Origin of the sequence: Nonomuraea sp. LP-02 (genome assembly GCF_036289125.1) — a bacterium.
Lineage (GTDB): Bacteria > Actinomycetota > Actinomycetes > Streptosporangiales > Streptosporangiaceae > Nonomuraea > Nonomuraea bangladeshensis.
This window is the reverse complement of record NZ_JAXCLK010000001.1, coordinates 2,873,454-2,885,986: the sequence shown is the minus strand read 5'-3', so window position 1 is coordinate 2,885,986 and position 12,533 is coordinate 2,873,454. Positions and strand designations below refer to the sequence as shown.

Sequence of the window (12,533 nt, the reverse complement as noted above, 5' to 3'; positions counted from 1 at the left end):
ATGCGTCTGCGCAGACTCGTCTCCCTGGTGGCCGCCGTCGGTGCCGGCGTCAGCCTGTTCGCCGCGTCACCGGCCCGCGCCGCGCCCCAGCCTGCCGACACGCAGCCCGCCGCCGGCCAGCCGGCCACCCCGCAGCCCGCCACCCCGCGGCCCGCCGCCCCGCTGACCGGCATCCCGGAGCCTGACTACACGCCGGGCGCCTGCAACCGCACGGACCTGCCCGCCGACCACGCCCGCTGCTTATTGGAGGTCTACACCCCCAAGCAGGCGAGGATCGTGCCGAACGCCACCACCCCCCGGCCCACCGCGCTGACGCCCGCGGACATCCGGGCGGCGTACAAGCTGCCCGACGGAGGGGAGGGCCAGACCGTCGCCATCGTGGACGCCTTCGGCTACGCCGCCGCCGAGAGCGACCTGGCCGTGTACCGCGCCCAGTACGGCCTGCCCGAGTGCAGCTCGGCCAACGGCTGCTTCCGCAAGGTGGACCAGAACGGCGGCACCGACTACCCGGCGGACGACCCGGGCTGGGCGGCGGAGAGCGCGCTCGACCTGGACGCGGTCTCCGCGGTCTGCCCGCGCTGCAAGCTGCTCCTGGTGCAGGCGAACTCCGCCAGCATCCGCGACCTCAGCGCGGCGGTGAAGACGGCCGTCGCCCTGGGCGCCAAGTTCGTCTCCAACTCCTACGGCATCCCGGGCGAAACTCCCACTCAGCTGAGCTACGACGAGTACTACGAGCACCCCGGCGTCGTGGTGACCGCGGCCACCGGCGACACCGGCAACATCGTCAACTGGCCGGCCAGCAACCCCGACGTCATCGCGGTCGGCGGAACGAGGCTGACCCGCGACGCGTCCACCCCCCGCGGCTGGAGCGAGAGCCCGTGGACCGGCGGCGGCTCCGGCTGCTCCCTGTACGAGCCGCGCCCCTCCTACCAGGAGGGCATCGACACCAACTGCCCCGGCGGCCGGGCGATCGCCGACATCGCGGCCGACGCCGACCCGGTGAGCGGCCTGTCGGTCTATCACTCCATCGTGTCCGACGGCCACACCGGCTGGCTGCAGTACGGCGGCACCAGCCTGGCCGCCCCGCTGGTCGCCGCGATGTACGCCCTGGCGGGCGCCCCGGCGGAGAACACCCGGCCGGTGACCTACCCCTACGCCTCGGCCGGGTCGGCCGACCTGTTCGACATCACCGAGGGTGAGAACGGCTCCTGCGGCAACGTGTTGTGCCAGGCGGGCCCCGGCTGGGACGGGCCCACCGGCCTCGGCACCCCGAACGGGGTCGGCGCGCTCACGTTCGGCCCGGCGGGCACCGTGACCGGCCACCTCACCGAGCAGGGCACCGGCAAGCCGATCGCCGCGGGCACCGTCGTCGCCCGCAACGCGGACAACGGCAAGACCTACTACGCCGACGCCGACGACAAGGGCGTCTACACGCTGCTGGTGCCCGCGGGAACGTACGACCTGACCGCGTCCGGCTTCGGCTACGCGAAGGCGACCAGGACCGGCGTGGCGGTGGCGGTCGACCAGACGGTCACGGCCGACCTCTCGACGCAGACGGTGCCCAGCCGTACCGTGTCGGGAACGATCACCGGGGAGAGCGACCACGGCTGGCCGCTCGCGGCCTCGATCGCCATCGACGGCTACCCGAACGGCAAGGTCAAGACCGACCCGTTCACCGGCCGCTACACGGTCGACCTGCCCATGAACGCCGACTACACCTTCCGCGTCACCGCCGACTACCCCGGATACAGCACCAAGATCCAGAAGGTCGGCGTCGGCGGCGAGAACACCACATCGGACGCCGCCCTCTCGGTCGATCGGGGCTCCTGCCTGGCCCCCGGGTACGCCTACCCGAGCCGCGCCGACTTCGAGGGCTGGAGCGGCACCACGCCCGAGGACGGCTGGACGGTGTCCGGCTCCACCCCCGGCTGGGAGTTCACCGGCGAGCCCAGCAACCTGACGGGCGGCAGCGGCAACTTCGCCGCCGCGGCCCCGTTCATCCGGGATCACACGGCGCAGGACACCTATCTCACCTCGCCGGCGATCGACCTGACCGGGCAGACCGCACCCGAGGTCCGGTACGACTTCATCTTCGTCGCGCCCGGCACCGCCAAGGCCGAGGTGCAGGTCAGCCTCGACGGCGGCAAGACCTGGACGACCGCCGGCGGGCCGCCCAACGGCTACACCGGGTCGGACAGCGTGGCGATCCCGCAGGCGGCGGGGCGCTCCGGCGTCCGCGTGCGCTTCCACTACAGCGGCGACGGCATCTCCGTGTGGCAACTGGACGACGTCACCGTCGGCAGTTGTGCCGCACGGCCGGGCGGTCTCGTCAGCGGCATCGTCACCGACGCCAACACCGGCGAGCCGCTGGCGGGCGCGAGCGTCAACGGCTCCGTGCCCAGCACGGCCGACGGCTGGTTCTGGATCTGGGCCGGGCCGGCCGGCAAGAGCAAGCTGACCGCGTCGGCCCCCCGCTACGAGTCCTCCGTCAAGACGGTGAAGGTCGCCCCGGAAGCGGTGACCCGCCAGGACTGGGCCCTGCGGACCGGACGGCTCGGCGTCAGGACGACCGACGTCTCGTTCGACGCCAAGCTCGGACGATCGGCGGGTACGCGCGAGGTCCGGCTCACCAACACCGGCAGCGCGCCGCTCAAGGTCACGGTCGGCGAGCACAGCGCACCGGCCGCGCCCGGCTCCGGGACAGGCGCCGCCGCCTGGACCGAGATCGCCGACCATCCCGTTCCGATCGCGAGCAACGTGACGGCCGGCTACGAGGGCAAGGTCTACTCGGTGGGCGGTTACTCGACGAACGGCCGCGAGGTCGCGGCCGGTTACGTCTACGACCCGGCGGCCGGCACCTGGAGCCCGATCGCCGACATGCCCCAGGCCCTGCACTCCTCCGCCGGGATCTTCCTCGACGGCACGCTGTACGTCGTCGGTGGCCAGGCCTCCGACAAGGCGGTGTCCACGGCGTACGCGTACCGCCCGGACAAGAACGCCTGGACCAGGCTCGCCGACCTGCCGACGACGCTCAACAAGTCGGCCATCGCCGTGCTGGACAAGCAGATCTACGTCGTGGGCGGCTGTGTGGAGCAGTGCGTCTTCGAGTCGACGCCGCTGGCGTACCGCTACGACCCGAAGCGCGACTCCTGGACCCGCATCGCCGACTATCCGGTACGTACGAACAACTCGGCCTGCGCCGGCCTCGGCAAGGAGGTCATCTGCGCCGGCGGGCACGCCAAGGCGACCGTGGACATCGACCACGGCCGTAAGTACCGCGAGCTCACCGAGACCTACGCCTACAACCCGCGCAGGAACGCCTGGACCCGGCTCACGGACATGCCCTACATGAACTACGCGGCGGCCTACAGCGGAGCCAACGGCAAGCTCCAGGTCGCCGGCGGTGTCAGCGACCTGGCCGCGATCGACAAGGCGGCCGAGTTCGACCCGGTCAGCGGCACGTGGCGGGCGCTGCCGAACGCCGGCCACGCCGCGTTCACCGCCGGCGGCGCTTGCGGGTTCTACAAGGTCGGCGGCGCCACCCTGACCGATCTCCTGGCCGCCGCCGAGGTGCTGCCCGGCTACGACTCGTGCGGCGGGGACGACGTGTCCTGGCTGAACGAGAACCGTACCGAGCTCGAACTCGCCCCGGGCCGCTCGGCCACGCTGATCGTCAGGGCCGACGCCCGGGTCGGCGGGCCCGGCAGGTACGCCGCGCACCTGTCGCTGGACACAGACTCGCCGTACGCGCCCGGCAAGGTCAACGTCACCATGGAGGTGAAGTCCCCCCACAGAGGCCACTGATCGCACCAAGCGGAGGGCGCCGGAGTGGACCACCACACCGGCGCCCTTCGCGGTCGGGAAGACGCCGACGCCGGTCTGGTCAGGGTCGTCGTCGCCGAGCAGGTTGGCGTAGGCGCCTGGGAACGCGTGCGCGCCGGTGACGAGGATCGTCATGCGGGCACCGATGAGTTCCGGCTCGGCCGGTCGAGCGCTGGGAGTCGCAGTCGGCCGTCGAGGCGTTCCGTAGCGAGGGCCCCAGTGACGCGCAACGTGCTGTGATGCTCGCCGCCTCGGTGGCCGAGTACGAGGTCGGGGCTGTGCGCTCGCTCACCTGAGGAGGAGCTTGCGGCGAACTCGGCGGCCAGGTGGGCAGTCTCATCGATCATGGGAGAACTGACGGCGGTACGTTCGCCGGCGCTGCTGTGCGCCCTGGCCGCCCCCGCGCTCTACCTGGTGGTCAACCTGGTCGCGATCCAGGCCGCTGCCGTCGTGAATCCCCCGGGCGACTGGATGCTGGGGCCTCTGGACAGGGAACGCGCGTCGGCGCGGGTGTGGACGTTCACCATCGCCATCGTCCTCGCCGCCGAGGCGGCCTTCCTCGGTGCTCTGCACGGCTGGCTGAACCGCCGTCCCGGCGTCGCCCGCGTCGTGCCGCGCGCGGTCGTGGGCGTCGGTTACCTGCTGACTCTCGCCCTCGCCATCGAGGCCAATCCCACGAGCTCGCTGTGGGAGCTCAACGATGACAGCGCTCTCGACCGCCTCGTCCCTGCGTGGCACTTTCCCGCGCTGGTCGCCATCGGGGTGGTGACCTCAGTGGCGGTGGCGATCTGGTTGGTCGGCGCGGGCCGGGGCCGCTCCTGACAAGGGCGGTGGTTTCTGGTTGATCGTGTCTTCTTGTCCGTTCTGGGAATGTGGAGGTCGTGGGGGAGCGGGCCGGTGAAGGCGAGGAACGATGCGTGAATCTGTCGTGGTCGGCACGGATGGCTCTCCATCGTCGGCGCCGGCCGTGGAGTGGGCCGCCGCCGACGCCCGCAGGCGGGGGTTGCCGTTGCGGATCGTGCACGTCTGCGAGCAGTGGTCGCATGGCGTGGACACGTCGAGGTACTGCGAGGGCGCGCTGGAGGCCGCCGCGGACAGAGCCCGCGCGCTGAGCACGGATGTCCAGGTCAGTACGGCGATGCTGGCCGGCAACGTGATCGACGTGCTGGTGGCCGAGTCGGCGTCCGCCGACAGCGTGGTGCTCGGCAGCAGGGGCGCGGGCGGGTTCGCCGGCATGGTGCTCGGTTCCGTGGGGCTGGCCGTGGCCGGTCATGCCGCCGGCCCCGTGGTGATCGTCCATGGCGACGCCCGCGGCGAGCACGGTCTGGTCGTGGCCGGTGACGACGGCTCGAAGGACGCCGAAGAGGCCGTGGCGTACGCCATCGACCAGGCTCGTGCCCGCCAGGCCCAGCTGCGGGTGATCTACGCCTGGCGGGTGCCGGTGGTGGAGTCCTCGTGGCCGGTTCAGGGCCCTCAGCTCGCGGCCTACTTCGAGGAGGACGCGCGGGCGGCCCACGAGCGGGCCGACCGCTGGCGGGAGGCGAACCCCGACCTCGTGATCGCCGACGAGCAACTGCGCGACCATCCCGTGGCCGCGCTCTCCGACGCCACGGCCACGGCGGATCTCGTCGTCGTCGGCTCGCGCGGGCTGGGCGGGTTCTCCTCGGCGGTGCTCGGCTCGGTCAGCCACGGCGTGCTGCACCACGCCCAGTGCCCGGTGGCCGTGGTACGGCCACGCGAAGGCGCCGGCCAGGAGGGGCCATGACCGGCCTGATCGTCGCGGGCGTGGACGGTTCGGCGCCGAGCACCGCGGCCGTCGAGTGGGCCGCCGACGACGCGGCCAGGGCCGGCGCGGAGCTGCGGATCGTGCACGTCCTGGACCTGCGGCCGTTCGAGATCTTCGCGGGGCAGCAGGATCCCCTGCGGAGGGCGGCGGGCAAGGTGCTGGCGGCCGCGGAGGAGGCCGCCCGCGCCAGGCAGCCCGCCGTGAAGGTGAGCACCCTCCTGATGGAGGGCGTTCCCGCGGCCGTGCTGCGGGAGCAGGAGGCGAGCGAGGTGGTCGTCGGCAACCGCGGCGTGGGCGGGTTCGCCGGCGCCCTGCTCGGCTCGGTCACCATGGAGGTGGCCGCGCAGGCGCGCTGTCCCGTGGTCGTGGTACGCGCCGAGCCGCGGGAGGAGACCGGCGTGATCGGGGTCGGCGTCGACGAGTCCGACACCTGCGAGCCGGCCCTCGGCTACGCCTTCGAGCGGGCCAGGTCGTACGGCGCCACACTGCGCCCCGTCCACGCCTGGCAGGTGCCCGTGCACGCCTTCGCCCCCGAGATCTTCTACGACCTGGACGAGGTCCGCGCCTCCCGGCAGCGGCTCGTCAGCACCCGGCTCGCGCCTTGGCGGGCGAGGTTCCCGGACGTGGAGGTCGTCGAGGACGTCCAGAACGCGCACCCGATCGACGCGCTCACCGGCGTCGCCTGCGACCTGATCGTGGTCGGCTCGCACGGGCGCAGCGCGCTCGGCTCGCTGTTCCTCGGGTCGGTCAGCCGAGGGGTGCTCCACCACGCGCGCTGCCCGGTCGCGGTGGTACGCCCCCAGGAGTGAACCGAAGGGCCGGACGGCCGCAGCGAAGGGCCTTTGGCCTCTACGGCGCCGCCGAGCGGTGCGGTGTGCTGATCACGCGGGTCGAGGACAGGCGGCTCGAGCCCGCCCTTCTCTTCGCGGAAGACCCTCGGTCGAACGCCCTGACCTGGGAGAATGGTACGACGCCTACGAGGGGGAGCAGGACAGATGGGCGTTTCGGGGTTGTCCTCGCGGGAGGCGGACGCGCGGCTCCGCAGGGACGGGCCGAACCTCCTGCCTTCCCGCCCTCCGACGGCGCTGTGGCGGCGGGTGGCCGGGCAGCTCCGCGATCCGCTGATCATCGTGTTGCTGGTGGCCGCGGCACTGACCGCGGTCACCGGCGACTGGGCGGACATGGCCGTGATCATGCTGGTGATCGTGGTCAACACCGCCGTCGGCGTGGCGCAGGAGGTCCGCGCGGACCGCGCCATCACCGCCCTGACCGAGCTCACCGCCCCCGTGGCCCGCGTCGTACGTGACGGGACGCAGCGGCAGATCCCGGCGGCCGACGTCGTGACCGGCGATCTGCTGGTGCTGGCCGAAGGCGACATCGTGCCGGCCGACGCCCGCGTGGAGGAGGCCGCGGCGCTGCTGGTGGACGAATCGGCGCTCACCGGCGAGTCGGTCCCCGTGGACAAGGAGCCGGGCGAGAAGGTGTCGGCGGGCACGGTCGTCGCGCGCGGGCGGGGCCGGGCCGAGGTCACGGCCACCGGCTCGGCCAGCGCGGCCGGGCGCATCGCCGCGCTGATGACGAAGGGCTCCGGCCTGACGCCGCTGCAGCATCGCCTGATAGGGGTGGGGCGGCTGCTGGCCGGGGTCACCGTGTTCCTGTGCGTGGTGGTCGGGGCGCTCGGCCTCATGCGGGGACAGCCGGTCGAGCTGATGGTGGTGACCGCGATCAGCCTGGTGGTGGCGGCCGTGCCCGAGTCGCTGCCGGCCGTGGTCACGCTGAGCCTGGCGCTGGGCGCGCGGCGGATGGCCGCGCGGCAGGCCCTCGTACGCCGCCTGCACGCCGTCGAGACGCTCGGCTCCGTCACGGTCCTCGCCACCGACAAGACCGGCACCCTCACCGAGGGCCGCATGGTCGTCCGCCACCTGTGGACCCCCACGGCCGAGGCCACGCTCACCGGCACCGGATACGATCCCGCCGGGCAGTTCGAGGGCGGCCCGCCCGCCGCGTTCGCGGACCTGCTGACCGCCGCCGCCCTCTGCAACGACGCCCGCCTCCTGGAGGACGAGGACGGCCGATGGCAGGCGCTCGGCGATCCCACCGAGGCCGCGCTGCTGGCCGCCGCCGCCAAGGCCGGTCTCGACCGCGCCGACCTGCACGAGCGCTACGACCGCGTGGCCGAACGTCCCTTCGACAGCGTGCGCAAGCGCATGACCACCCTGCACGCGCGGCCCGGCGGCGGCTTCATGGTGATCTGCAAGGGCGCCCCGGAGGCCCTGCTGCGCCCGCCGGTGCTCGCCGGCGACCCCGCCTCCCACCTCCGGGCCGCCGAACAGGCCGAACGATACGCCCGCGCGGGCTACCGCGTGCTGGCCGTCGCCCGCGCCGACCTGGCGACCGTGCCCCGTGAGATGACCCGCGAGGTGCCCGAGGAGGGGCTGGACCTGCTCGGGCTGGTCGCCATCGTCGACCCGCCCCGCCAGGCCGCCGCCGGCGCGGTCGCCGACTGCCGCCGGGCCGGGATCCGGCCGGTGCTCATCACCGGCGACCATCCGGGCACGGCGCGCGCCATCGCCACCGAGCTCGGCATCATCGACCCCGGCGCCCCGGTCGCCGACTGCCGCGACCTGCCCGTCCCGGACGGCGTGGCCGTCTACGCCCGCGCCACCCCCGAGCAGAAGCTCGACCTCATCGAAGGCATGCGCGCGGGCGGCGACGTGGTGGCGATGACCGGCGACGGCGTCAACGACGGGCCCGCGCTGCGCCGCGCCGACATCGGCGTGGCCATGGGCAGGCGCGGCACCGAGGTGGCCCGGCAGGCCGCCGACCTGGTGCTGGCCGACGACGACCTGGACACGGTGGTGGCCGCCGTCGAGGAGGGCCGGCGCGTCTACGCCAACATCCGCCGCTTCCTCGTCTACGGACTGTCCGGCGGCGCGGCCGAGATCGCCGTCATGCTGCTGGGGCCGCTCTTCGGGCTGGCGCTGCCGCTGCTGCCCGCCCAGATCCTGTGGATCAACCTGCTCACCCACGGCCTGCCCGGCGTCGCGCTCGGCGGCGAGCCGGCCGATCCCGCCGCGATGAACCGCCCGCCCCGCCCGCCCGACCAGAGCATCCTGCGCGCCGGTCTGTGGCAGCGCGTCGTCCGCATCGCCGTCGTGCTGACCGCCGTCACGCTCGGCGTCGCCGTCTGGGCCCTGCACACCGGCCGTCCCTGGCAGAGCATGGCCTTCTTCGCCCTCGGCGCCACCCAGCTCGGCGTGGCGCTCGGCTCGCGCGCCCGCCCCGGCTCGACGGCCAACCTCATGCTGCCGCTCGCCGTGGCGGGGGCCCTCGTGCTCCAGCTCGCGGGCCTGTACGTGCCGCTGCTGCGCGAACTCCTCGGCACCGAGCCCTTGGCCGCCGGCGACCTGATCGTCGTGGCCGTCCTGTCGCTCCTCGGGTACGCCGCCGCCCGCCTGGACCGGATCCTGCACCGCGAGCCCGTTCCGCCGGCCCGGCCGCCGGCGCCCTGACCACGGAAACGGCCGGAAACCAGCGGAATAAACATCGCATAAACATATTCGCTTATCGCATGCTTAACGACGGCTCGCTATAAATCCGGCATGACGACATTCAAATGGCTCGGGGCGGCCTTTTTGCTGACGAGCATGGCCGCCTGCGGAGGCGGACCGGCCGCGCCGGGCCCGGCGGGGACGCAGGGCGACGGGGTGAAGTACGCGCAATGCATGCGCGAGCACGGCGTCGAGATGGACGACCCCGGCGTCGAGGGAGGCGTCCGCCTGCAAATTCCCTCGGGCGGCAAAGCGGCGCTGGAAAAGGCTCAGGAGGCCTGCAAAAAGTACGCCCCCGTCACGGCCGGAAAGGGTGCGGGCGAAGTCCCCGCGGCCGATCAGGCGAAATTCATCGCGTACGCGAGATGCATGCGCGAGCACGGCGTCGACATGCCGGATCCGAAATTCGAGGGCGGCCAGGCCCGGATGGGCCTGCCCCGGCAGAAGGGGATGTCTGCCGACTCGCCGGTGATGAAGAACGCCGAGAAGGCGTGCCGCCCGCTGCTGCCGCAGGGCGGCGAGCAGTGAGACGGCACGTCAGCCTGCTGGCGGCCGTGGTGGCCGGCGGCGCCGTCGTGGCGGCCGGCGCCGCCCGCGACGGTGAGTCGCCCGAGGCCGCCGCGCCCGCGAGGACGGCCGCCATCACCCGGTCCGACCTCGTGGACGAGCTCACCGTGCCCGGCACCCTGGGCTACGCCGCCCGCCGCGCCCTGCCCAACCAGGCCCGCGGCGTGATCAGCGACACCCGGCCCGAGGGCGGGGTCGTCCGCAGAGGCGAATGGCTCTACGAGGTCGCCGGCAGGCCCGTGCTGCTCATGTACGGCGAGACGCCCGTCTACCGGCCGCTGTCGCGGGGGTCGCGGGGCAAGGACGTCAAGCAGCTCGAACGCAACCTCAAGGCCCTCGGCCAGGACCCCGGAACGATCGACGACGTCTTCACCGCCGAGACGGAGAAGGCGGTCGAGTCCTGGCAGGGCGCGAGCGGCCTGCCGAGGACCGGCCGGGTGGACGGCGCGCAGCTGATCGTGGCACCCGGTCCGGTCCGCGTCGCCGAGGTGACCGGCGCCAAGGGCGAGCCGGCCGGCGCGTCGGCCGTCACCGTGACCGACACGACGCTGATCGTGCACATCGACCTGCCGGTCACCAGCCGGAGCCTGGTGACGCCGCGGGCGGAGGTCGGCCTGGAGAGCCCGTCGGGCGAGCGCGCCACCGGCCGCGTCACGTCGATCGGCGGCGTCGCCCGCCGGCCGCGGGAGCAGGGCGGCGAGGCGACCCTCGACGTCGAGGTGACCCTGGACGGCGAGCTCGACGGCTACGACCAGGCGCCGGTCGCGGTGGCGATGCGCGGCGAGACGCGGCCCGGCGTGCTGTCGGTCCCGGTCGAGGCGCTGCTCGCGGTGCGCGAAGGAGGGTTCGCCGTGCGCGTCGTCGACAACGCGGGCCGGCGCGTCGTCAGGGTGACGACGGGCCTGTTCGCCGCCGGGCGGGTGGAGATCACCGGTGCCGGGCTCCGGGCCGGGATGAACGTCGAGGTGCCCGGTGATTGAGCTGATCGGCGCCGAGAAGACGTACCCGGGCGGGGTCCGCGCGCTGCGCGGCGTGGATCTGCGGGTGGCGGCGGGCGAGCTGGTCGCCATCGTCGGCCCGTCCGGCTCGGGCAAGTCGACCATGCTGCACCTCATCGGCACCCTGGACCGCCCGTCGGCGGGGACGGTGCGCATCGCCGGGCACGACGTCGCCGCCCTCGACGACGCCGGCCTGGCCGACCTGCGCGCCCGTCACATCGGCTTCGTCTTCCAGTCCTTCCACCTGTCGGAGCACCTGAGCGCGCTCGGCAACGTGGCCGACGGCCTGCTCTACGCGGGCGTACGGCGGGGCGAGCGCACGCGCCGGGCGGCCGAGGCGCTGCGGCGCGTGGGACTCGGCCATCGCCTGGATCATCGGCCCGGCCAGTTGTCCGGCGGCGAGAAGCAGCGGGTCGCCGTGGCCAGGGCGATCGTGGGAGAGCCCGCGCTGCTCCTGGCCGACGAGCCCACGGGCAACCTGGACAGCGCCGCGGGGGCCGAGATCCTGGCGATCCTGCGCCGGCTGCACGGCGACGGCACCACGGTCGCCGTCATCACCCATGACAGCGAGGTCGCCGCCGCCGCTCCCCGGCGGATCCGGCTGCGGGACGGGCGGATCGTATGAGGCTCGCGGCGTCCGACGTCGTCCGGGTGGGCGTGGAAGGGCTGCGCTCGCGCCCCGCCCGCGCGCTGCTGTCGGCCCTGGGGGTCGCGATCGGCATCGCCACCATGGTGGCCGTCGTCGGCATCTCCGCCAGCAGCAGGGCGGACCTGCTCGATCAGCTCGACCGGCTCGGCACCGGTCTGCTGCGGGTCGCGCCCGGCGACACCGTGTTCGGCGGGGCCGCCCGGTTGCCGAAGACCGCCACCAGGATGGTCAGGGCCGTCGAGGCGGTGGAGTCGGTGGCGTCCACCGGGCTGACCGGCGTGCCCGCCTACCGAACCGGCCACATCCCCCAGGCCAGAACGGCCGGGCTCCTGGTCCAGGCCGCCACGGCCGACCTGCTCAGGACGCTCAAGACCCCGCTGCGGCAGGGGCGGTGGCTGAACGCGGCGACCGAGCGGCAGCGGGCCGTCGTCCTCGGGGCGCTGGCCGCCGGGCGGCTCGGCGCGGGGTCCGGGGATCAGGTGTGGATCGGCGGGCAGTGGTGGACCGTCGTCGGCGTCCTGGACAACTCCACGCTGGCGGCGGAGATCGACCGGTCGGTGCTGATCGGCTTCCCCGCGGCGGAGCACTATCTGGCCTTCGACGGCCACCCGACCACCATCTACACGCGGGCCGCCGACGAGCACGTCGTCGACGTCCGCGCCGTGCTGGCCAGGACGGTCAATCCGGAGCATCCGGAGGAGGTCAAGGTCAGCCGCCCCTCCGACGCCCTGGCCGCGCGGGCCGCGGCCACGGACGCCTTCACCGGCGTCCTGCTCGGCGTCGGGGCGGTCGCGCTGCTGGTCGGCGGCGTCGGCGTGGCCAACACGATGGTCATCTCGGTGCTCGAACGGCGGCGGGAGATCGGTCTCCGGCGGGCCCTGGGAGCCACCCGCGGCCAGGTGCGCACGCAGTTCCTGACCGAGTCGCTGCTGCTGTCCGTCCTGGGCGGCGCGGCCGGCGCCGTCTGCGGCGCGGCGGTCACGCTCGGCTTCGCGGCCTGGCGGGACCTCCAGGCCGTGATCCCCTTGTGGGCCTTGGGCGGCGGCCTGGCGGCGACGCTCGTCGTGGGGGCCGCGGCGGGGATCCTCCCGGCGATGCGGGCGGCCAGGCTTCCCCCCACCCTGGCCCTCGCGACCGCTTAGCCACCCCTTACGCCCTGA

The 12,533-nt window shown here is 73.7% G+C and carries 9 protein-coding genes; all 9 read left to right on the top strand.

The window, feature by feature from the left end; translation table 11 throughout:
* The 9 genes from SMD20_RS13410 to SMD20_RS13370 all read left to right on the top strand — a co-directional run bounded on the left by SMD20_RS13410 (window position 1) and on the right by SMD20_RS13370 (window position 12,515).
* A complete protein-coding gene (locus tag SMD20_RS13410; protein ID WP_329579919.1) occupies window positions 1-3,804 on the top strand; it encodes a carboxypeptidase regulatory-like domain-containing protein in 3,804 nt (1,267 codons plus the stop codon).
* Between the two features lie 363 nt (window positions 3,805-4,167).
* On the top strand, window positions 4,168-4,644 hold the full coding sequence (locus tag SMD20_RS13405) for a hypothetical protein (protein WP_329579916.1): 477 nt from the start codon (window positions 4,168-4,170) through the stop codon (window positions 4,642-4,644).
* A gap of 91 nt (window positions 4,645-4,735) precedes the next feature.
* Window positions 4,736-5,587, top strand: coding sequence for a universal stress protein (locus tag SMD20_RS13400; protein ID WP_329579913.1), 852 nt, complete (start codon window positions 4,736-4,738; stop codon window positions 5,585-5,587).
* Window positions 5,584-6,417 carry a universal stress protein gene (locus SMD20_RS13395; RefSeq protein ID WP_329579910.1) on the top strand — a complete coding sequence of 278 codons (834 nt, stop codon included), beginning with the start codon at window positions 5,584-5,586 and terminating at the stop codon, window positions 6,415-6,417. Before SMD20_RS13400 ends, SMD20_RS13395 begins: the two co-directional genes overlap by 4 nt.
* 186 nt (window positions 6,418-6,603) lie before the next feature.
* The gene (locus tag SMD20_RS13390) at window positions 6,604-9,120 is read left to right on the top strand and encodes a cation-translocating P-type ATPase (RefSeq protein WP_329579907.1); all 2,517 of its coding nucleotides are present in this window, start codon (window positions 6,604-6,606) and stop codon (window positions 9,118-9,120) included.
* 90 nt (window positions 9,121-9,210) lie between these two features.
* Window positions 9,211-9,687, top strand: a complete 477-nt coding sequence (locus SMD20_RS13385) for a hypothetical protein (RefSeq protein ID WP_329579904.1) — start codon at window positions 9,211-9,213, stop codon at window positions 9,685-9,687.
* Window positions 9,684-10,706, top strand: a complete 1,023-nt coding sequence (locus SMD20_RS13380) for a peptidoglycan-binding protein (RefSeq protein WP_329579901.1) — start codon at window positions 9,684-9,686, stop codon at window positions 10,704-10,706. The genes SMD20_RS13385 and SMD20_RS13380 overlap by 4 nt, the downstream gene beginning before the upstream one ends.
* On the top strand, window positions 10,699-11,349 hold the full coding sequence (locus tag SMD20_RS13375) for an ABC transporter ATP-binding protein (RefSeq protein WP_329579899.1): 651 nt from the start codon (window positions 10,699-10,701) through the stop codon (window positions 11,347-11,349). Before SMD20_RS13380 ends, SMD20_RS13375 begins: the two co-directional genes overlap by 8 nt.
* Window positions 11,346-12,515 (top strand): ABC transporter permease, encoded by a 1,170-nt coding sequence (locus tag SMD20_RS13370; RefSeq protein WP_329579896.1) that lies wholly within the window; start codon window positions 11,346-11,348, stop codon window positions 12,513-12,515. Before SMD20_RS13375 ends, SMD20_RS13370 begins: the two co-directional genes overlap by 4 nt.
* Window positions 12,516-12,533 lie beyond the last annotated feature (18 nt).

Bases quoted from the DNA above. Each gene is read 5' to 3' on its own strand.
- SMD20_RS13410 (WP_329579919.1), top strand. From the start codon at position 1: ATGCGTCTGCGCAGACTCGTCTCCCTGGTGGCCGCCGTCGGTGCCGGC.
- SMD20_RS13405 (WP_329579916.1), top strand. From the start codon at position 4,168: ATGGGAGAACTGACGGCGGTACGTTCGCCGGCGCTGCTGTGCGCCCTG.
- SMD20_RS13400 (WP_329579913.1), top strand. From the start codon at position 4,736: ATGCGTGAATCTGTCGTGGTCGGCACGGATGGCTCTCCATCGTCGGCG.
- SMD20_RS13395 (WP_329579910.1), top strand. From the start codon at position 5,584: ATGACCGGCCTGATCGTCGCGGGCGTGGACGGTTCGGCGCCGAGCACC.
- SMD20_RS13390 (WP_329579907.1), top strand. From the start codon at position 6,604: ATGGGCGTTTCGGGGTTGTCCTCGCGGGAGGCGGACGCGCGGCTCCGC.
- SMD20_RS13385 (WP_329579904.1), top strand. From the start codon at position 9,211: ATGACGACATTCAAATGGCTCGGGGCGGCCTTTTTGCTGACGAGCATG.
- SMD20_RS13370 (WP_329579896.1), top strand. From the start codon at position 11,346: ATGAGGCTCGCGGCGTCCGACGTCGTCCGGGTGGGCGTGGAAGGGCTG.